Raw genomic sequence first — 21233 nt, forward strand, 5'->3', positions numbered from 1 at the left:
CGCCCATGTCATTCGATTATTATGTACTCGAATCAGTGCTTGCTGACTGGCCTACTTCGGCTTTAGAAGGGGTCCCGGTGGACGGGGTGTATCAGCGGATTTCCCAGATCCTCACTGAGTCGCGCGAGCGCGGCAGACTGCAGCACGGCCGCGATTTCCTCCCCCTGCTGCGTCAGGCAATGCTGCATCACCGGTCGGAGATAGGGTGCGAGGCTACCCTCCGGGTGCCATGCGGCGGAGGATGGCCTGATGCAGCCACCTGGACTGATTTTGGCTTTTATTGCGACCCTGACGGCACGGGGGGCTACTTCATCACCGCGCTTCGCTGGAATCCTCAATGGCTCCCGCAATCGGAGGAATATGACATCCTTGAGGACGTCTATGCGGGGAAGGTGTGCCGCCCCCAGTTGGTGGTCCCCATTGACCCATGCGTGAAGGAGGCCACCGGATTCGAAAGTTACAGCTCAGAGGGGCAGCGTGAAGCGGTGCGTGCTGCCTTCTTTGCTCCGGCCGGATCGACCCTAGTGGTGAACCTGCCCACGGGATCAGGTAAGAGCCTCGTTGGGTACCTCCCTTCGCTGTTGGGGGGGAGCCAAGGGAACTTCACCCTTTTCGTGGTGCCTACCGTCGCGCTCGCCATCGACCAGGCAGAGAAGTTGAGGGAAATGTATCAGAGGACCGGTTCATCCCACTCCGGCACCCCGTTGGCGTGGCATGGAGGGGTTCCTGCTATCGACAAGGAACTCATCAAGAGGAACATCAGAGATGGCGTGCAACCGATTCTTTTCACTTCACCAGAATCTGTCTGCGGTAGCCTGCGCTGGGCCCTCTATGACGCGGCACGGCGTGGGTTCCTTAAGTACTTTGTGGTGGATGAGGCGCACCTCGTCTCACAGTGGGGCATTGACTTTCGGCCTGACTTCCAGGCTCTCTCCGGAATCTGGCGTGGCCTACTGAAGGAAAGTGTCCATGCTATGAAGACGCTCCTCATGACCGCCACCCTTACAGAAGAAACGCTTGAGACTCTCGAGGTGCTCTTTTCCCCCTACGACGCCCCCTTTCAGGTGGTCTCCGCCGTGTACCTACGCCCGGAACCGCGCTACTGGCACTACAAGGCACACTCATTTCCCGAGAAGAAGCGATGTGTCCTAGAGGCGATACGTAAGGGTCCCCGCCCCCTAATCCTCTACGTGACGGAACCGAAAGAGGCCGAGGCTTGGTGCGCCCATCTTAGGGAGGAGGGATTCTCTCGTCTAGCAACCTTCCACGGCAATACGCGCACTGAGCGTAGAATGCAGGTCATTGCCCAGTGGAACCGCAACGAGCTGGACATCATTGTTGCCACCTCGGCCTTCGGTGTCGGCATGGACAAAGGCGACGTGCGCATGATCCTGCACGCCAGTGTGCCGGAGAACTTGGACCGCTACTATCAGGAAGTGGGGAGGGGAGGGCGGGACAAGAAGGCGTCCGTGTCTCTGCTGATCTATACCAAAATTGACATCGACAAGGCCCGTGGTATGGCCTTCCCCCGGGTGGTCACCGAAGGACTCGGAAGGGAGCGCTGGCTTGCGTTGGTCCAGGACCAGGTTTCCCTTGAGGACGGCCTCTTTCAGATGGACTTGGCCACCGTCCCTGCCTACGCACATCAGCAGAGCGACTACAACCGGGCCTGGAACATGCGTACACTCCTGCTCATGGTTCGCGCGGGGGGCGTGCAGTTGGTGGCGCAGCCTCCGCCGACTGCTGCCGCGGACGCGGCGCCACTCTCAGATGACGAGGTGAAGGCTTATTTTGACAAAGTGGTACTGCGTTATCTCAATGGCAATCACTGTGATCCGGAGTACTGGAGCACCACGGTGGCAGCGGCAAAAGAGAGTTCTCTAGCGGCAAGCCAGCGCAACTTTGGATTTCTGCAGGACGTGCTGGAAAAGGGAGCGGAGATGGGCCGAACTCTCGCCAGCCTCTATTCCATCTGCCAGAACGGGCGCTACGTTTCAGTCCCTTGCTCCTGCGGAGGGTGTCCTAACTGTCGAAGCAACGGCAGCAACGGGATTGCCTTTGGTACGAGTCGTGTGCCGCCACTGGGCAGGGTTGCCCACCCCATTGTGGAGTGTTGGGAAAGCCTGTTTCCAATGGTTCCGGTACATCCGGTGGTAGTGACATATTCCCGCGACGAAGAAACTGCTCTCCCTACACGGTTACCGCAGTTGCTGGGGGCGCTGGTAACACGCTTTGGTGTGCGGGAGATCGTGGCGTCATGCCCCGAGACCCTGCTTAAAAACCCTGATTTTTTTCGCCTCTACAGGCGCGTGCCGGATCGCTTTCTGGTGCACCGCCACCTCGACGAGGAGTTGCGGCAAGGGTACGACACACCGCTTAACAGAGTCACGGTACTCTATCCGTGGGACACAACTCCGATACCACGGGCTCTTTTCCTGGCACCGAAGGACTTTCACCTAATCGTTGTGCCGGAGGACGTCCGCGACGGCGACCATCCCCACCATCTCTATCGCGACACCGCAAATAACATACTCACTCTCAGGTATTTTCAGTTGAGGTTAACTTAATGGCCATATTGAATAGAACATCGGACGGCCTTTTCAACGTCCTCATCGTTATCTACAAAGTATTAGCGCACTACGGCCCCCTGTCGAAGGATGATGTGAAGTCTATGGTTGCGCCCGGTGATGTAACCGACACTCAAGTCAACAACACTCTGAACCGCTGGACGCAGTTGGGCCTCTTCAGCGTTGATGGTACGGCGGTTTCGATAACCCCAGAATTCAGGCCGGGAGAGGGGGAGGGGGTCGACCTAGCCGTGTGTCGACTCCCCGTTATCCTGCGCACCATCATCTTCAGGCAGGAGAACAATGCCAACTTCTGGGACTCCGAGTGCTCCGCAAGCGCCGACTTTTCCCGCGGCATTTCCTGGTTGCTGGCGCAGGACGTCTATTCCTTCGGCACCAACAGTCATGCGACGGTCCAGAATGTGGAAAAGGTGCAATTGGCCGATCCCTCCCAACGGATATTGCAAAATGACACTCGTTGGCCGGGACTTTGCCACTGGGCAACTTACCTCGGCTTCGCCTGGGATGCCGCCACACTGGTTGTCGACCCCACCGTCGCTGTACGGGAGAGTCTTCCCGAGGTTTTCACCGGAGGCAAGACGCTCATAGCCTCCTCTTTCCTCGAGGCGCTAGCGTGCGTCCTCCCAGTGCTGGACTATGGCGCGTACCGCCAGGAAGTGGAAACTGCGCTGAACCCCCAGAACTGGCGGAAGCCGCCCAAATTCTTTCTCTCTACGTCGCTCAGTCGCGCGCTCAAGCGGTTGGAGTTATCGGGGGAGATCACTCTGGAACATCTAGCCGACACTGGGGAAGCATACCGAATGATGCGGCAGCAAGGGGCCGAGTGGGGGCGTGTATTCACGCACGTGACTTGGAACTATGCGGAGGGAAAGTAGATGGCGGGTGATTTGGACCGTTTTTGGCCCTCTTACGAGGAGATCAACAATTGCATCAAAGCTGAGGCTGAGTCAGCGCATGAGAGCCTCATCCTCGCGGTACATCAGTCCACCCCCCTAGCGACCCGCAGTACCGGCGAAGGGGACCGTGTAGAGAGGGAAAGGTCGGAGAAGGATTTCCTGGATGCCTTTATGACGCAAGACCTCCCGTCCGGCACGTTGCTGCTCCCCATCACAGGTGCCTCGGGGGTGGGGAAGTCGCATATGATCCGGTGGTTGTACGCCCAATTGCAGCGCACCGAGGAGTACGAAGCTGAGAAGTTACATACCATTCGGATTCCCAAGAGTGCCAGTTTGAGGATGGTGGTTCAGTTAATCCTTGAACCGTTGAAGGGTGAACAGTACGACCAGTTGCGCGATGCGCTGCAAAAGGCCGCAGCCGAGGTCACAACTGACGCGGCAGGGATGCGGTTACGTTATGGTCTCGGCATGGCTCTCAAGCAGTATCAGACCAAGTTATACGTCGACATTAAAGAGTCCTCCTCAGTGCAGGAAAAGAAGAGCCTGCAATTGGCTTACGGTCATGCCGATAAACTTCCTTCGCTTTTCAGTGACTTCGCCTTAAAGGACCAATATGATGATCTGCTCACCGCCATACTGACCCGCGCGATTGAGGGAAAGAAAGAAGAGAAAGAAGGAGAAGAAAACGACCACATACCCCGCTTTGACGCCGCCGATCTGCTGCTTAAAGACCCGAAGTCGATTCTCGACGCAGCGAAAGAGGTCCAAGTATATTATGCGCGGATCGGGGACAAGATCGAGAGGCAAAAGGCGGCAGACATTCTCAATGAAGTACTCGACGCGGCAATCGGTTTCGCCTTCAATCTTGGTCAGAACTTAGGCGGCAAGACACTCCAGGATATATTCCTGGATATACGGGAGCAACTCTTCAAAGAGGACAAGGAGTTGGTGCTTCTGATCGAGGATTTCGCTGCCCTAGCTGGAATCCAGGACCCCCTGTTGAAGATTTGCATCCAGGAGGCGATTCGCGACGGCAAGCAGGTACTTTGCAGGATGAGAACCGCAGTGGCCGTTACTGATGGCGACTGGAGCGGTCGCGATACGGTGTTGACCCGCGTTCACAGGGAATGGCGGGTCCAGTCGAAACTTTCCTCGGAGCAGGTCATAGTCGAGAAGACCATAGATCTGGTGGGAGCATATCTTAACGCCGCACGCTACGGCGATGAAGAATTGCGAAACCGCTTTTCGATGGTGAAGGAAAAACGGGATGCGGACCTCTTTTCCTGGCTCCCTGTATATGACGGTGAAGTGAGCGACGAGACGCTGGCGATTCTGGGCGCCTTTGGAAAGTCTAGGCAGGGGCACTGGCTTTTTCCCTTCAATGAACTGGCGATTGCTGCTCTTACCCGGAAATGGCTCAGGGAAGGGACTGATCTGGTTTTCAATCCGCGAAGCATTATCAACGGTATTCTCCGAAACGTGCTTCTGAAGCGTAACCTCTACCAAAACGGAGAGTTTCCAGAGGCAAACTTCGAGGGGACATCGTCGTCAACCTTCACTGCCGAGCGCGTGGCCCGGTCAGGCCTCCCTGAGGGGGCAAAGGGGCGGTATAGGAGCCTGCTTTGCTTCTGGGGGGGGGATCCCGACAATGAAGAAGACTTGCAGGCCGTTTCGACTCTGGTACCAAAAACCTTTGGACTCCCCGCCCTTCCCGGCATGAAAGAGGCCTGCACTCAGGTCAAGGAGGGCAAGGTCAACTACGAGGCCAAGGTTGACGAAAAGGCCAAGGTTGACGAAAAGGCCAAGGTTGACGAAAAGGCCAAGGTTGACGAAAAGGCCAAGGTTGACGGCGAGGAAAAGGCGAAGGTTGACGGCGAGGAAAAGGCGAAGGGCAATGAGAAGGTCTCTGTGGTTACACAAGCGCCTCCTCCCGAGGTAGCAAGATGGAAAAAAATCCTCGAGGACTGGGCGAACTCCATTCCGATTTCCCAATCGGATGCTAACCAATTGCGAAACTTCATTAGTGATGGGCTTAAGGACTACATCAACTGGAATGCGTTGCTTCTCGCTCCTCCATCAGGGAAGGTCAGTGACGACATATACTTCAACATCTGTTATGCAAAAGGGACCAACGCCGCCTCGAAGTTCGAGGTCATCGTGGCCAACAGCAACAAGGACGAGGATGCCAGGCTACGTCGAGCCTTTCTGTCACTAGTTTGGTACCAAGAGATCGGCAGTTGGGATTATCCCGGCGGGGAGGACGATTGCCTGCATTATGCAGAGTTGATGGAGCGCCTATCCGCGCCTGTCGCCATGCGATACAGGGAGTTAGCTGACAGGCGAATCGCTCCACTGGGGAATCTCCTGGCTTGGTGCAACCACATTCTCGCTACTGTGCCCCCGGTCATTGGGGACCAACCCAAGGAGGTCGTCGCCAGTATCTGGAGACGCAGCATCGAATCCCCTATCGCGACGCTCGACTCGAGTTGGGACTCAGCCCGAGAAATTTGCCACCGCGCCCAGGAGGTGCTCCTCACAGCGCTGAACTACGATTGTGCCGCGTTCCAAGGCGATGCGAAAAAGAAACCATATGCCGTCGATGTGGTTCGGGTAGCGAGTCTATTGCCTGCCTTAGCTACCGATGTGACCGCCCAGACTATAACTTCCTTGTTCTCAGGAGGGGAGGCGATCAATGCGATTAAAGATGTATCCAGTTTGACACGTACGTCGAGTTTGAAGGGGCGGCTTAATGTCACTCTGCAGATCATCAGGGACGCAGAGAGTGCATTTTCGAAGTTCATTGCTCCGGACGAGGATATGGCAACGTCAGCCAAGGCGCTTGAATCCCTAATTATGGCCGCGCAGGGGGACGGGGTCAGTTGGCCCAACAAGGTGACGACGACTGCGGACCAGTTGGGGGCCTTTGCTGTAGGGTTGGCAAGTGTCGATCTTCCTTACCTGCGTCGCGTCCTTTTGTCAGTCATGGAATCATTTGCTGAAGGGGATTATCCCACGGTCGCCTACGCTATCGGAAGAGTGGACCGGATACAGTTCAATCAGACGGTCTCGGGCGTCAGGCAGATTACCGCCTTCCTCTCGGAGATGGAAAAGAAACTCGATGAAACGACAAAACTCGCGAACCAGAACGATCCCAAGCCAGTGGCTGCAAAGATAAGCTCCTTGCTAGGCGATCTCGATAAACAGTTTAAAAAGCTTGAGGAGGCAACCGATGGCGCTCCTTGAAAGATGCCAGGTGTTGGAAAAAAAACGGGAAAGACTCGTTGCTTTGAACGCGGACTCCCAGGAAACCACAGCCCTCAAGACGTTTTCCAACCAACTCTCCACTACTGTAGATGAGGTCACCAAGGCCATTGAATTGAGGACAGCATACCTACTTGAGCAGATTTCGTTGCAGGAGGTTGACCCACAGGTGGTGAAGGAGGTTTCGGTGGCTCTTGGACATATCCTAGAGCGTTTCAAAGAAAACCCCACCCGCAATGCCCTAGTCACCGGTAGCGACTGGCCGACCCTCGCGAACGGTGCGAAGGCCCTCGCGACGTCGCTGCGGGAGAGCTGCCGCCAGGGATGGCGCGCCTATACAGAGGCTTTCTTCGCTCAGGTGGAAATCGTCGAGAGCAAAGTTGTGAAGACAGACACGAATATAGCTCTCCTTCAAGAGTACAGGAAACTGCACAGGGAGTTGCAGACACTCAAGAGCGATTGGGAAAGCATCTCCGCAGTGCGCAGTTTGAAGTCGAGAGGGAAACGACTCCTCGAACTCGCTAAGAAGTTGAACGAGTTCGACGCGCCGGACGAGGTGAAGAGGTTCCTCGACGCCGTTAGCACCAATGGCGGTGCGCCTCTCGACCTCCTCTCTGTTGAAGTCGTCGAGTGGTTGAAGGAGCAGGACCTGTTCTCCAGGTACAAGATCGTAGTTGGAGGTTACTGATGGAGGAGTTTCTACGTCAGTGCCTTGATGCCATTGAGGAGAGGGAAACCCGCTTTCTTGTCTGGGGGGTCGTGGACATTGCCCTCAGTGAAAACGAGTTGCTGGATCTCATAGCTGAGTTATTGGAGAACGCCAGCGACGAGGTCCAAGGGCAGTACTTCGAGCACTCGCGGGTGATCACCGATTTGCTGGAGCGAGCCTTCGTCGTGCAATTTTTCAAGGAAGAGGCGCCGCATTATCGATCTCGCATGGCGGAGACTGTCCGCCTCGCCAGTCGATTGAGGCAACTTTTCCCGAAGCACGAGGGGGCGACTGGTTGGCAGCAGGCACCAACCCTAGTTGCGGACTACCGCTTTCTGCGCCGCAAGCGAAAATTCCCGGTCAGAAATCTCCTCGCTGATCAGGTGCTGGAGGAGTGCCGTGCGACCGACTCGACGCTGACGCAGATCGATTTGCTGCGCAAGTTGCTGGAGCGACCCAGCGCTCACTTGTCCCTTGCCGGTTTCCAGGGTAGGGCTACTAGTCGAATCTTGCAGGGGCTTAACAAACGGGAGTCGAGGGGAACCATTGTCTGCGCCGGGACCGGCAGCGGCAAGACTCTCTCGTTTTACCTGCCGGCCCTGACCCATATAGCAGGCGTGCTCGTCCAGCAGACGGGGGCTAAGCAGTGGGTGAAAGTACTCGCGATTTATCCACGTAATGAACTTCTGAAAGACCAGTTTTCCGAGATCTATGGGGAAGCACGACGTCTCGACCAAGTGTTGGCGGCAGGTAGTCGGCGTAAGATCAGGATCGGTGCCTTCTTTGGCCCCACTCCGTATTGGCCTGCAGATGTAAAGGACAGCGCTGGTTGGAAGCGCGTCGCAACCGGGTACGCGTGCGAGTATTTCCGCTGCCCCACTGAGGGGTGCCGCGGGCGCCTCATCTGGACGCAGGCGCACATCGACAGCAAGACGGAGCAGTTGACGTGTGACCTTTGCGGCCACGTCATCAGTGAGGATGAAATCGTCCTTACCCGCTCAAGGCTGTTGCAGACTCCTCCCGATATTCTCTTCACCACCACAGAAATGCTGAACCAAAGGATGTCTGACAACCGTTACCATCACCTCTTCGGCCTTGGCCGTGCCGTCAAAGGCCCCGACCTGGTGCTTCTCGACGAGGTGCACACCTATACAGGCACGCACGGTGCCCAGGTTGCCTACCTCTTCCGCCGGTGGCGAGCCTTGGTCCGCCAGAACGTCAGTTTCGTTGGGCTCTCCGCGACCCTTAGGGAGGCCCCCGCCTTTTTCGCCTCTCTTACAGGCCTCAAGGAGTGGGCCGTCGCGGAGGTCTCCCCCCGTTTCGACGAAATTGCCGCCAGCGGTGCCGAGTACCTTCTTGCCCTACGCGGCGATCCTGTATCGCGCCGCTCCCTGTTGTCCACTACCATCCAAACGGCTATGCTCATGAACCGCTGCATTGATATGCGTGGTGGGCGACCTGGGGGCGGGGCATACGGATCGAAGACATTCGTCTTCACTGATGACGTTGACGTCACCAACCGTCTCTTTTTCAATCTCCTTGACGCAGAGGGGAAGGACAGTTGGGGCCGGCCAGACTTGAGGAGGCATCCCAACGGTGGACTCGCCTACCTGCGAACCTCGGGGACTAACGCCTCCCGATACCTGCACGGTCAGGACTGGAGTCTGTGCGAGCAGATTGGCCGCATCCTCTCGGATGGCCTCATCGTTGGCCGTACCTGCGCACAGGATGCGGGCGTTGATCTCGCAGCAGACATCATTGTTGCAACCGCTTCACTTGAGGTGGGTTTCAACGATCCGGAGGTCGGGGCGGTGATCCAGCACAAGGCCCCCAGAGACATGGCCCAGTTTCTCCAGAGGAAGGGGCGCGCCGGTCGCTCCCGCGTCATGCGCCCCTGGACCGTGGTGTCCCTCTCCGACTACGGACGTGATCGCTTGGCCTACCAAGGGTACGACCTTCTCTTCGATCCCGAACTGCCACCGAGGCAGTTGCCGCTCCGCAACCGATATGTACAGCGTATGCAGGGGGTCTACGCACTGATCGACTACCTCAGCACCCGACTGCAGGGGAGCGGACGCGGCAGTGTGTGGCAGGACCTCAGCGCTCCCGTGAAGGGTGGCGAGCGCAAGCGGGCCCTGGAGAAGGAACTGAGTGCCATCCTGGAAAGCAGTGACACCCTGGCGGAGTTCACCCAGGCCCTGGGGCGTTTACTGCAGGTTGAGAATGATGTCTTACTTTCCTTGTTATGGGAGTATCCACGCCCACTCCTCACGACGGTGATCCCCACCGCTCTTAGACGCATTGCCACCGACTGGGGGGGCGGGGAGTCGTCAGCCTGCAACGCACCCCTTCCCGAGTTTACTGCGGCGAACCTCTTCTCCGACCTTAACCTTCCCGAGGTGGTCCTCGATATCCCTCCCCAGCAGGGCTTCGAAGACGGACGCCCTCCGATCATGCCGGTCCTGCAGGCCATGCGCGCTTTCGCCCCTGGTCGAGTGTCGCGGCGCTACGGATTTGCCCATCAGTACGTGAGGCATTGGATCGCGCCGGGCTTTGTCAGGGGGGAGGTAAGCCAGACCGTGGATATCTCCTTGGTGGGCCAGTGCCGCAGGCTCGGCGAATACCGCTACAACGACGCCGAAGGGCAGCATAGCATCGCCGTCTACCGCCCAACGGTCCTAAAGCCTGAACTCCCCCCCGCAGAGGTGCTGGACACCTCCAACGCCTGGAACCTCTGGCGAACCGAAATTGTTCCTCAGGCGATGACGACCCTTGAGGTCCCCCGCAACTCAGGTTGGGAGTCGGTGGTTTCCGGCATCGGCTTCTCCCTGCACAACCACCAGTCGCCATTGGATATGCGGCGCTTTTCCCTGGGGACTGAAGCCTCCATCGCCTTCAAACGTGGCGGAACGGAGGAGGTTTCATTCTCTTTCCGGTTGAACGGTGAACCTGTCGCCCTAGGGTTTGCGCTGGCCGTCGACGCAGTCTCCTTCCGTGTCGTGGTTCCCCCAAGACTCTGGCAGGACGGGGAAGGACATCGCTCCGAGAAGTGGCGGGCGCTGCGCACTACGCGCTACTATGACATGGCCTGGCGCGGTGAGAGGCTGGTTACGGTGTCCAACCCCTTCGCCCGGGACTGGGTCGCCCGAGTCTACCTCTCCGCGCTTGCCCTCGAGGCGCTAGAAAAGGAGATCTCACTCGAGGAGGCAGCGGTTGGGTTGCAACGGCAGGAAGCGGTCGTGCAACTCGGGGAGGTCCTTGACACCATCTTCCAGTCCACCGCGAGCGAGGACGAGGGAGGGGGCGGGGAGGAGGACCGCTTGCGCCAGGATATCCTGGACTTTCTGCGCCTCCCCGTGGTGAGAGCAGAACTCAGAACTCTTGCCGAGACCCTGTGGGAACCAATCGATGACTCGTGGCAACCGTGGCTTAAAGGTGTGTTCTGCAGCACCTTGGCAGGCGCCCTCTTTCAGGGCGTACAGAATCTCTGCCCCGATCTCAACACGGAGGACCTGATCGTGGACATCGAGGCCGACGTGACGTGGGAGGGTTGCGTCTGCGACCGGATCTGGATCTCGGAAAGTTCCACCGGCGGGTCTGGTCTCATTGAGGAGGTCATTGAGCGTTTTGGCGAGGATCCAAGGCAGTTTTTCAACCTGGTAGAGGCGGCGCTCGATCTCTCGGAGTACGAACTGATCGACGGCCAGTTGAACCGCTTCCTCGACCTCTTGGCAGATGGGGAAGAAAAACTTTACGATGCAGTTCGTTCCTTCAGGAACGCGGCCACTATGGGGGAGACTGAGGAGCACTTTCACCGCGTACGTACTGAATTGCAGGCGCAGGGCTTTCTGCTGTTCCACTCCTTCATGGTGGCGCTCAACAACCGCCTCTTGCGCTCTGGAAGCAACGAGCAGGTGGACCACCTGATCCACGAGGTGATCACCACCTGGAAGGGAGAGGAGGCGCGCCTGGGAATCGAGATTGACGCCCGCGTCGTCGCATATCTAATGAGTCACAGACTCCCGGTCGAAAATTACCTTGATATGGAGGTGGGAACTCACCTTTCCCTGTGGCGCTTCAACGCGCTTTACGGTGTCCTATGGCCCAGGGGGGCCACGGTGCGCCAGGTGCAACTCACCCTCTACAACCCCTATTGCTCATTTCCGCCGGTCGAGCGCTTGCTGTTGCGCGACCTGCTGCAAAAGAACATTCCTGTGCTCTGGATACCCAGCGAGAAGTGGCAGGAAAAGTGCTTACACGAACTACAGAGAGGGGGAGCGCTGCGTATTTGCTGCGCCAATAGAGAGAAGGAGGCACTCAAGGATATCTTTAATTTCCTCATGACCAATCCAGTCGAGGATGACTACCTCCTACTCTTCCCTCGTCTGCGCTCAGTCCGGCAGTTGGCAGGGCACATCGAAGTAGAAGTCGAACTCGCGGAGGCTGTCCAATGAATTTTAAGTCGCGTCGCATCTTCAAGACGACAACTTCGAGCCAGCAGGAGATCAGGGAACTGCTCCAGTTAATCTTCGTCTCCGAAGTCGTCTCTCCGGGGGAGCGGGTTTGGCTGGTCACTCCATGGATCAGCAACGTGCCGATTCTGGACAACCGTTCCGGACTCTTCTCGTCCCTCGATCCCAACTGGGGGCAGCGCCTGATACGCCTAAACGAGATCCTGATGCGTCTAGCGGAGTTCGGTACGGAGGTGGTGATCGTGACCCGTCCCGACGATCATTGCCGCACATACGTACAGATACTGCGGGAGGAGTTGGAGTCGATGGGGTTGGGGGCTCGGCTCGTAGTACTTTGGCGGGAAGAATTGCACACAAAGGGGGTACTAACCGAGCGGGCGCTTCTCACCGGGTCGATGAACCTTACTAACAACGGGCTTGACCTGCTGGACGAGCAGGTGACGCTAGACACTGATGCGACCGACATCGCCCAGGGGCGCATCAACTTTGAGTCATACCTTGCGGAGAATCTGTGGTGAATGTGCCTGACACTGAGAACGGTTGGCTGCAGCGCTTCTTTACGGCTCCTAATGCATTGCGGTGGGGTGCCCTGGAAGACACGATGATTGATCCTCTCCTTAGGGACGAACTGGTCGCATGGCTTTCTGTACTAGGGCAGCACGGCGACGACCTCCCGGTGCTGTTACCGAGGCTCACCGACCAGCGTACCCGTTGGTACGTCTGCAGCGCCAATCCGCAGATAATCGCACAAGTCAGGGAAGAGGTGGAAGCGCTGGTGGCCCATGCTTACGCGCTGGTGGAGGCTTATCCGCGTCTCGACGCTGCGGATCCCTGTGAGGCGGCCCTACTGGAGCGCTTCGGGACCGGCGTCTGTACCATCGACGTAGAGTCGGGTTGTCATTCGGTTGTGCTGCGCAAGTTCGAGGTGTATCGCCAACTGGTGCTGCGTCGGCCTCAGCGATCCGCGGTAGGTGCGCGACCGGTGGGAAGGGTGCGTCTTGACTTTGACAAGGCACTCCTCGCCGGATGCTTCGACGAGGCCCGCTCCTACATTGATGAGATGCGCGGTTCGGGGCGTCTCAGCTTACAAAATCAGCGTTTCCTAGAGATCCGCCTACTTGCCGCGCAGGGGAGATGGCAGGTGGTCGTGGGGAATCCCGCATACCTGCGCTCCGTTATAGACCTCCCGCTGCCCAGGCGCATCGCAGGAGATCTCATCGAGTCGTTGTATCAGTGCCACCTCCAGCAGTATGAGTTGAGCGACGACCCGTCGGGCGCGATTGAGGCGTTCCGGCAGGAGATCCGACCGCGGTATGCCCGTCTCTTCCGTGCGCGTAACGGGTTGAAGACCCCGACTGCGCTGACGTCCTTCCTCCTGAACGAACTCTGCACGGATGCGGTGGACGCTGCGCACTGCTCTAGGCTGATGGACGAATATCCTCCAGCGGCCCCTGGTTACCCCTTCGCCAAGCGTATTGCCGAAATGGCGTGGCAGGAACCGGTTGTCCTCAAAGATGCGGCAGTCAGGGCGAGAGAGGCCTATGAAGACGACCGGCAGGAGGTGGCGCTGGAGCTGTACTGTACCTGTGACCCGGATCCGGAAATCCTTAAACAGGTCCTCAGGTGCCTCGCTTGGGCAAAAGCACCCGAAGATTGTGATAGAGCCTGGAGGTATTGCCGGTCCTGCCCGGAGGAATGGCTTGAAGCGCTCCCGGCAAGGCTCAAGGAAACGTACCTGGCGCTCCAGGATCGGTTCGTTTCACCACGAATATCAGATTGGTGTGATTGGGCGGAATTCATCTTGAACGGCGGAGACCGCGTTCAAGCAGAGTTGATTGCCCAGCAGGAGGCGGACCAGTGGTCCCTCAGAGACTTCGTCTCCTCAGAAGAGAAAATACATAAATTCTGCACCCTGCTTGACAAGGGCATGAGCAGCGCACCAGATTTCTTTCAGTCACAGTTTCCAGTTGTTTACGAATTTGTCTCAGCCTCACCAACCCCCTTGCCGAACTTGAGGCCGTTGTATGTAGAGTTGCTGCAACTCCTTGCGCTCTCTTCTTCCGTATCGGAGAGCGATCTTGTTTTAGCTCAGGAACTGGTGCGTAACCTCCTGGTGGTCGGTACCTCCCCCGAGGTCTATCAGGATGTCATTGACGCGGTGAACGAGTTGTGGGATAAGAGCAACTCGCTGCAGTATCTTGATTGGGCCCTGGATCTTGCAGAAATGCTGGCGATTAACCCGAGGCCGAAACCCGAACTCGGGCTCCGTATGTTCCTCAAGATTCTGCAGTTTGTTCAAAGTAATCGGCACCGCGTCGATGATGCCTCGTGGCTTACCTTAGATATGCTTGGCCTCGATTTCGAGGCTACCAGTTACGTTGAGCAGATACGGCCTGCGGCCGAGGTTGTCCAGGTTGGCACCTCCCCGGAGTTGCAGGGGAAGAAAGTAGGAATCTACTCCCTTACCGAGCAGGCCGCACTCCGTGCCAAGCGTTCTCTGGAAGTGCTGTATCCGGGTGTTATCGTGGAGGTGAACCACGACCACGAATCGACCCAGGCATTGATGAACCTTGCAAAATCTGCAGATATTTTCGTTTTTGCCTGGCGCAGTAGCAAGCACCAGGCGTACTACTGCGTCAAAGAGTGTGTACAAAAGCACAGGTTCCTCCAACCAAGCGGCAAAGGCTCCACTACGATCGTAAGATCTGTGAGCGAGCATGTAAGGAAGAATGCTTGACCTGTATGTTCCTAGTGACACTAGGTTCGATACCAATGATAAGGAGTTGCAATGAAAGTAGTGCTGGCATTAAGCGGCGGTCTGGACAGTTCCACTCTATGCGGCTATTACTTGGACAAGGGATACGAGGTCATACCGGTTACTTTTAACTACGGGGCGAAGCACAATCGCTACGAGAACGAGGCATGTATTGCGGTGGCCCGGCACTTTGGCCTCTCCGCGCCTGTTCTGCTTGACCTGAAATTCATCAGAGAACTCTTCAGGTCTGATCTTCTTTTGTCGGGAAGCGCTGTGCCGGAAGGCCATTACACCGATCAGAGCATGGCTGCAACCGTTGTCCCGGCCAGGAACCTGATATTCGCCTCCATTGTCGCCGGTTATGCGGATAGTATAGATGCTGAAGTCATAAGTCTGGGTGTCCATGGGGGAGACCACCATATCTATCCCGACTGTCGACCCGCCTTCGTCTCTTCCCTTAACACATCGGTCATGCTGGCGACGGACGGCAAAGTCCGGGTGGATGCTCCGTTCTTGTACTACACTAAAGGGGAAATACTTCGTATGGGGATGGCTTTGCCTACGGTTCGTGTCCCTTATGAAATGACTCGAACATGTTATAAGGATCAGCTCCTTTCGTGTGGGAAATGCGGTAGTTGTGTGGAGCGATTGGAGGCTTTCGCGGAACTAGGCGTTACCGATCCCATCAAGTATGCTGTATAAAATGGTCTGGATGGGCAGTCATTTAGAGAATAAGCGTTAGCTATTGTTTTACCTAATGAGGCGAAATGGAAATCTTCAAAGACTTCACGTTCGAGGCGGCACATTTTTTACCAAATGTCCCAGAAGCGCATAAATGCCGCAGGCTGCATGGTCACTCGTATCGAGTACGGATAACCGTCAAGGGACCCGTTCTCGACGATATGGGGTGGGTCATGGATTTCGGGGAAATTAAAATAGCCTTCAAGCCGATCCTTGATCAATTAGATCACTGGTACTTGAACGAGATTGACGGCCTTGAAAATCCCACTAGCGAAGTTCTAGCCCGCTGGATCTGGACACGACTCAAGCCATCCCTCCCTCAACTCGTTCGCATCGACGTCTCCGAAACGTGCACAAGCGGTTGTAGTTTTGCGGAAGAGCACTGATGGTAGACGTGCAAAGCCGTTTAGACCAGCGGAACCTCCCCATCGACCAGGTTGGGGTCAGCGACCTGCGTTACCCCATAACGGTCATGGATCCCAAGGCCAAGAGCGGGAAGCAGCAAACGGTTGCGAACCTTTCCATGACCGTAAGCCTACCGCACCACTTTAAAGGTACTCACATGAGTCGCTTTATTGAGGTGCTCAACGAGCATAGTGGAGAGGTGACAATGAAGACGTTGCCGCTTCTCTTGAGAGACCTGAAAAAAGGGTTAAATGCTGATTCTGCCCGTGTGGAGATCTCCTTCCCCTATTTCGTCGAAAAAGAGGCTCCTGTCAGTCGGGCCAGAGCTCTTATGGAATATGACTGCACCTTTGTTGGTGAATCTTCACCGGTTGAAGATGATTTCGTTTTAGGTGTGAAGGTGCCTGTTACGTCACTATGCCCCTGCTCTAAAGAGATCAGTGAGTACGGAGCCCACAATCAGCGCAGTTACGTGTCAATATCAGTACGCAGTTGTTCCAGGGAGGATGGTTATCCGGAAATTATCTGGATCGAGGAGTTGATCGATTTTGCGGAGTCTTCAGCTTCAGCGCCTGTCTATGCTCTCTTGAAACGACCAGACGAGAAGGCTGTGACTGAAATGGCTTATGAAAATCCAGTCTTTGCAGAAGATATTGTCCGCGGAGTGGCTGAAAAGCTAATTGCAGATAAACGTGTACTTTGGTTCCAGGTAAAGACTGTGAATCATGAAAGTATCCATAATCATAGTGCATTTGCCAAAATTGAGTGGCGACGTAATTGACCAAAAAAAGGGAGGTTTTACCCTCCCTTTTGTCTAAGCAGCCTGCAGTTCCCGCAATGCTTTCTTGATGGCGGTCACGAGGTAATTGCTAAGCGCCATCCAATCGCGATTGAGGTTCTGTAACTCGTTCCACTTCGCTTTTCTGTCTCCGAAGTCCCACTCTCCATTGGTCCACGCAGTTTTCCCCTCCAAGAGGCGCAAGCCGGCTTTGAAATCTTCAACACTTCGTGCATCCATTGAGAAGTAGAGATATTCCATAACGTATCCCATTGCAATAATACCGGCGCCGTGCACCAATCGTGAGGAGCGTGGGGTCTGGCGAAACCACGCCTCAGGGAAAGTCTCTGCTACCGCTTGGTAGAAGTCACTCAGCAACTGAAAGGAGATTTCCATCCCGTCCTGCTGGTTCACGACTTCCCGCAGGGCACCGTTTTCCAAAGAATTTATTGCAACTCGCTGGATGATAGTATCCTGGATAATGCCGTCCGGGTTGGTATGCATCTTTATCTTGTTTTGGATGAAAGAGTTTTCATCGAAGTTGAGTCTTTCAGTCAGGGTGGAGGCTGTGGAACGTGAAGAGAGGCGAGGCGGGAGTCCGTCCACCGTCGGAAGAAGCTCGTAAATCAGGCTCTTGGGCAAAGGCTTAGTGTTGTTGATTAGGATGAACTGACGACGTAACTCATCCTCAGATGGGCATACGATACAAGATACCAATACTTCAAAGTCCTTGTTCGGTATCTGCGATAGGGCACTGAGGCGTTGCTGCCCATCGACAACCAAGCCGTGAGGCTCATCATTCACCGTGATTGTCAGTTTGGATACCCCGTCAATCTTTGATGGCGAAACGCCGACGCCGCTTGTGAAGGCGACAACGATTGCGTTGGGGAGGATGGCATCTTCCTTCGCCAAATAGTCGCAAATCTCTCGTATATGGGTAGCCACTTGGGGACGCTGAAACCCATGCAGATGCCCCTCCACGTCACGACCAATACGATCTATGGTAGCGAACCGGAAGATGTCATGAACCGGAGCGGAAAAGGCAAAAACCGAGGAGACCGAACTCTGCTTGGGGGTGATTGCATTGTAGGTGAAATGCTGCATTCTCTAAAATCCTCTCTTCTCTCTCAGGTGATCATAAAAGACTTTGATGTTGTGGATGCCACGTCGTTTGTTGCGGTTGCTGGCTCTGAAGATGATTACCTCGACGGAGGCTTTCTTACAAATGGCGCAGTCGCACTGTTTCCAAGGACGTTCCAGTAGCGTGCGATGGTATTCCTCCGCCAGGTTATTCAGGTTCTTCTTTATAGTCTCGGCTGAGGTCTTCTTCACGGCGTTCTTCGCTGAGAAAAAAAGCCGTGTATATTCCATGATGTCTTCCAGCGCCGTATCCAGCGAGACTTGCTTCTTGTCATACTGCCTCAGTGAATTAAGTGCTCTTGTCTCGACCTCTGTTATGGTTTCCTGCTTTAGAAGTCCTGATTGGACAGCTCTCTTAAAAGAGAGGTTCTCCATCGCTTGGGGGATCCGTATGGCGGTGTAGTAGGTGATACCGCCACAACCATTATCTAGGTAAAAATTTTTCTTGTCGTCTTTAAAGGCCTTAGTTAACGGGCTTGTAGTGTCGATGCTCGTGATTGGGTATCTGCCGATAAACCCATCCAGCAGGTTCGCCTTCTCGAAACCGAGCAGGTGGATGCTGGCGTTGGGTTGGTAAGAGATCTTGTCGAAGATGATGTCGAGCGTTTTCTGGATATCTTCAGCTTTGAGCGGGACAAGGCCTCCGATCGCGAGGTACTTGTACCCCATCTTTAGCAGTTCGGACGCTGCGGTTGCCATGCTCCCAGGGGACCAACCCTGAACAACTCCGAGAGGGGTGAAGTTGTCGATATGTTTACTTTCTGCCAGGAACGCCTCGGCGTTTGCCAGGGTGAGGTCGTACCGGTATCGGCAGTACTTCTCTGCCTCTGCGTTCTGGGGGGGAGAATCGTCCTTAAGGTCAGGGTAAAAATCGAATATGATATGGTCGACTGAGCATCCGTGTGTGAAACGTCCGTCGCTGTAGAACTCTGCCATGTTTGTTGGGGAGTATGGAGGGGTCTCCAGTTTAGCGTATTGAAACGCACCGCAGTCTCCGAAAACCCATTTCCCCTTGTCCTGCGGTCGGTTGAAACGCAGAAACTCTCGTGCTCCGACCCGCCTGAAGCGCATTGATTGTGAGTCAGTGTATTTATCTTCGACGATAGCCCGGGAAACCAGCATGCCGTCGTATGGGGTATCCTCCAGCATTTCATGTGGAAATTTGTCGTGCCAGTAAGGTTGACGATCTGCCGCACTCCTGTCGTTAATAAAATCGTAGTTAGGGTCGACGTAATCTAGGCAGTCTGCAAAAATGAATTTCATCTATGGTGTTTTCCTTGCGTTACAATCGAGTTTTACGAGATAGTCGGATAAAATTTTTATGTGGCTTGTAACGTTTTGGATCTCATTCCACCTCATTCCTAGCCCTTCCCATGTTCCTTTTGTCCATGCACAATTAGGGGCAATCGCCTGAAGCGCAGCCTTGATCTCCTGGCTGCTGTCGCTGCGAACTGTAATGCGGCCCATAATTTTATCCATAAGAACACCCATCGCTTTGATCCCTGCACCATGCATCAGCCTGCTTTGTGCAGGGGGGACCCCCCAAGCGTCAGGAAACACTTCCTTCACTGCCCTCCAAAAAATTACAAGTGTCTGATACATTCCGGTAGTATCAGCTGAATCACTGCCCCATGCTTTATACTGTGCAAGCGCACCCAGTGGTGTACCGAGGCTTTTCTTAATGACTTCGATGACTGCAGTGTCGTTAACAATTCCATCGGAGTGCGCCTCAGGGGTTTTCAGAGATTCTCTTTCAATAAGACGATAAAATGGCGATCCAGGATCAGCATTTAGGAGATTGCATAGTTCGCTTGGAATTTTTTTTACAGACAGGTCTTTAGGTAAATGAGTATCAACCTCCGGCAACAGTTCGTTTATCAGGCGAGTTGGGAGGGGTTTTGCTTTGTTGACCAAGATGAATTGAGATCTTTGCGTTTCCAGGTCAGGGGCAATGAACGCAACCACTGGAACTGGAATTCCACTACTTTTACTTTTTGTGAGCGCAATGGATCGCTGCTGGCCATCGACGATCCATGCTGCACGGTGGCCCTCAGCGCGTATCGGAACTATGAGCGTTCCAATATCTGCTATGTCAGTGACACCGTCCGGATTTTTCCCCCTAGCCTGCTTGAACTCTATTTCTTTTGAGAAGGCAAGGATTATCGCATTGGGAAACAGCACGTGTCCCTTGTCAAGGTACTCAACAATGCCATTTACATGATTTTTTATTTCTTTACGTTGGAACCCTTCAAGTTTCTCAGACTCATCACGACATATCCGACTTATGTCTGCAATTTTCAAAACATCTTCGCCTGGACAAAAAAACATAAAAACTTCAGTTTCCCGTGCCTGAACGGTTCTCAGTGCCCGGACAATGAGCATATCCCTATTAGGGGCCATTTTTTTCCGCCTTTACGCTTTTGAAGAGTTGACTAAATCGCTTTTGCTCGCATGCCACCTTCATGTCATCCCGCAACATCCTAAGCATTCGCGCAGAGGTTCCACCGGCATCAAACCATCTGGCACGCAGGATCTCTTTAATCTCGTCGTCGGTCTTCGTGTTTCGCTTTACCTTGGCAGGATACTCTTTTCCCACCAGGAATTTGGCGACCTTCGCTGCATGGCGGGTCGCACCATCCGCTTCAGCGTTTATCAGAATATTTTCGATGAAATGCCGGGCAGTCCGTTGAGGGAAATCGGATCTTGTTCCTTTGCCTGGACTGTTGGGACCGTCGAATCTTTCATCATAAGGCATGCAAATCGCCTTCAGGCGGTCGTGCATGGAGTTATTCTGTCCAAGTCCTGTGATTCGAAGTCTACCTAAGTCGTCTGATGAGAGGGACAAAAGATCATCTTCAACCATCTCGGCATATGAATAGTTAAGAGAAAGAATAAAGAGGTAGTCCTTTTTTTTTCTGATGAGATCAGCAAGTGGAGTATGGGTTGCGTATAGTGTCTCATTAAGGTCACGCCACCATCGGCGCGCGGCGAATGTGCCCCGCGGGACAACCTTCAATTGGATTGACTCTGGTGATGAAGTTGAAATCGTAAGATTGTAGGAGGGGATTTGGTGGTTGCCGGAAATGAGGCCTAAACCGGCAGATATCACCCACAGGTCCGCGTCGTTTTTTGCCGAGGCAGTCAAGGCCTCAGAAAATCCGCGACCGCAGTAGATGTCTTTAGCTACATGCTTTGTTGGAGCGGTTTTAACTAATGAAACCCATGCATTAAGAAGCGAAGCCTGATCTCCTACTGGAAGGTTGGCAGAGTGCAAAACCGGCATTACTTTTTTTCTACCTGTACAAGTTGTGATTACAGCCTTTCGCATTAATGTCTCTTCCTGTCAACGGGGCCACTAAGAAAAGTGCACAGAACTGGCGTTTTCTTTTAACACAAAAAATGCATAAAAACCCGAAAAAATTTTCATTGCCTTGTCGCGATTAATGCAGAAACTTTTTGGCAAAGTAGCCTGCGCCGCTTGCTCCCTG

At 54.8% G+C, this 21233-nt stretch carries 14 protein-coding genes; 10 read left to right on the forward strand and 4 right to left on the reverse strand.

The window, feature by feature from the left end; genetic code table 11:
* Nucleotides 1-5 precede the first annotated feature (5 nt).
* From dpdF to folE2, 10 genes are all read left to right on the forward strand, one after another.
* Nucleotides 6-2567, forward strand: coding sequence for a protein DpdF (gene dpdF / locus H7687_RS19020; RefSeq protein ID WP_183350348.1), 2562 nt, complete (start codon nt 6-8; stop codon nt 2565-2567).
* On the forward strand, nt 2567-3463 hold the full coding sequence (dpdG, locus tag H7687_RS19025) for a protein DpdG (RefSeq protein WP_183350350.1): 897 nt from the start codon (nt 2567-2569) through the stop codon (nt 3461-3463). The genes dpdF and dpdG overlap by 1 nt, the downstream gene beginning before the upstream one ends.
* Complete coding sequence (gene dpdH, locus H7687_RS19030; RefSeq protein WP_183350352.1) at nt 3464-6727, forward strand: protein DpdH; 3264 nt, start codon at nt 3464-3466, stop codon at nt 6725-6727.
* Nucleotides 6714-7433 carry a protein DpdI gene (gene dpdI, locus H7687_RS19035; protein WP_183350354.1) on the forward strand — a complete coding sequence of 240 codons (720 nt, stop codon included), beginning with the start codon at nt 6714-6716 and terminating at the stop codon, nt 7431-7433. Before dpdH ends, dpdI begins: the two co-directional genes overlap by 14 nt.
* Nucleotides 7433-11908 carry a protein DpdJ gene (dpdJ, locus tag H7687_RS19040; RefSeq protein WP_183350356.1) on the forward strand — a complete coding sequence of 1492 codons (4476 nt, stop codon included), beginning with the start codon at nt 7433-7435 and terminating at the stop codon, nt 11906-11908. Before dpdI ends, dpdJ begins: the two co-directional genes overlap by 1 nt.
* The gene (dpdK, locus tag H7687_RS19045; protein WP_183350358.1) at nt 11905-12444 is read left to right on the forward strand and encodes a phospholipase D-like domain-containing protein DpdK; all 540 of its coding nucleotides are present in this window, start codon (nt 11905-11907) and stop codon (nt 12442-12444) included. The genes dpdJ and dpdK overlap by 4 nt, the downstream gene beginning before the upstream one ends.
* A complete protein-coding gene (dpdD, locus tag H7687_RS19050; protein WP_183350360.1) occupies nt 12441-14663 on the forward strand; it encodes a protein DpdD in 2223 nt (740 codons plus the stop codon). Before dpdK ends, dpdD begins: the two co-directional genes overlap by 4 nt.
* A gap of 51 nt (nt 14664-14714) precedes the next feature.
* On the forward strand, nt 14715-15383 hold the full coding sequence (queC, locus tag H7687_RS19055; RefSeq protein WP_183350362.1) for a 7-cyano-7-deazaguanine synthase QueC: 669 nt from the start codon (nt 14715-14717) through the stop codon (nt 15381-15383).
* A gap of 65 nt (nt 15384-15448) precedes the next feature.
* Complete coding sequence (gene queD / locus H7687_RS19060) at nt 15449-15808, forward strand: 6-carboxytetrahydropterin synthase QueD (protein WP_183350364.1); 360 nt, start codon at nt 15449-15451, stop codon at nt 15806-15808.
* The gene (gene folE2 / locus H7687_RS19065) at nt 15808-16608 is read left to right on the forward strand and encodes a GTP cyclohydrolase FolE2 (protein ID WP_183350366.1); all 801 of its coding nucleotides are present in this window, start codon (nt 15808-15810) and stop codon (nt 16606-16608) included. Before queD ends, folE2 begins: the two co-directional genes overlap by 1 nt.
* 33 nt (nt 16609-16641) lie before the next feature.
* Here folE2 and dbpB (H7687_RS19070) read toward each other — a convergent pair whose 3' ends face one another.
* Genes dbpB (H7687_RS19070) through H7687_RS19085 form a run of 4 tightly spaced genes read right to left on the reverse strand, consistent with a single transcriptional unit; the run spans nt 16642 to nt 21073 of the window.
* Nucleotides 16642-17709, reverse strand: a complete 1068-nt coding sequence (dbpB, locus tag H7687_RS19070) for a DGQHR domain-containing protein DpdB (RefSeq protein ID WP_183350368.1) — start codon at nt 17707-17709, stop codon at nt 16642-16644.
* Between the two features lie 3 nt (nt 17710-17712).
* Complete coding sequence (dpdA, locus tag H7687_RS19075) at nt 17713-19008, reverse strand: tRNA-guanine transglycosylase DpdA (protein WP_183350370.1); 1296 nt, start codon at nt 19006-19008, stop codon at nt 17713-17715.
* Nucleotides 19009-20145, reverse strand: a complete 1137-nt coding sequence (gene dbpB, locus H7687_RS19080; RefSeq protein WP_183350372.1) for a DGQHR domain-containing protein DpdB — start codon at nt 20143-20145, stop codon at nt 19009-19011.
* Entirely contained in the window at nt 20135-21073 is a 939-nt protein-coding gene (locus H7687_RS19085; RefSeq protein WP_183350374.1) for a hypothetical protein, read from the reverse strand. Before H7687_RS19085 ends, dbpB (H7687_RS19080) begins: the two co-directional genes overlap by 11 nt.
* Nucleotides 21074-21233 lie beyond the last annotated feature (160 nt).

This window comes from Geomonas paludis, from assembly GCF_014193585.1.
GTDB classification, from domain to species: Bacteria; Desulfobacterota; Desulfuromonadia; order Geobacterales; family Geobacteraceae; genus Geomonas; species Geomonas paludis.

Coding starts and splice junctions, on each gene's coding strand:
- dpdG (WP_183350350.1), top strand. CDS start 2,567: ATGGCCATATTGAATAGAACATCGGACGGCCTTTTCAACGTCCTCATC.
- dpdI (WP_183350354.1), top strand. CDS start 6,714: ATGGCGCTCCTTGAAAGATGCCAGGTGTTGGAAAAAAAACGGGAAAGA.
- dpdF (WP_183350348.1), top strand. CDS start 6: ATGTCATTCGATTATTATGTACTCGAATCAGTGCTTGCTGACTGGCCT.
- H7687_RS19085 (WP_183350374.1), bottom strand. CDS start 21,073: ATGCGAAAGGCTGTAATCACAACTTGTACAGGTAGAAAAAAAGTAATG.
- dbpB (WP_183350372.1), bottom strand. CDS start 20,145: ATGGCCCCTAATAGGGATATGCTCATTGTCCGGGCACTGAGAACCGTT.
- queD (WP_183350364.1), top strand. CDS start 15,449: ATGGAAATCTTCAAAGACTTCACGTTCGAGGCGGCACATTTTTTACCA.
- dpdA (WP_183350370.1), bottom strand. CDS start 19,008: ATGAAATTCATTTTTGCAGACTGCCTAGATTACGTCGACCCTAACTAC.
- folE2 (WP_183350366.1), top strand. CDS start 15,808: ATGGTAGACGTGCAAAGCCGTTTAGACCAGCGGAACCTCCCCATCGAC.
- dbpB (WP_183350368.1), bottom strand. CDS start 17,709: ATGCAGCATTTCACCTACAATGCAATCACCCCCAAGCAGAGTTCGGTC.
- dpdK (WP_183350358.1), top strand. CDS start 11,905: ATGAATTTTAAGTCGCGTCGCATCTTCAAGACGACAACTTCGAGCCAG.
- queC (WP_183350362.1), top strand. CDS start 14,715: ATGAAAGTAGTGCTGGCATTAAGCGGCGGTCTGGACAGTTCCACTCTA.
- dpdH (WP_183350352.1), top strand. CDS start 3,464: ATGGCGGGTGATTTGGACCGTTTTTGGCCCTCTTACGAGGAGATCAAC.
- dpdJ (WP_183350356.1), top strand. CDS start 7,433: ATGGAGGAGTTTCTACGTCAGTGCCTTGATGCCATTGAGGAGAGGGAA.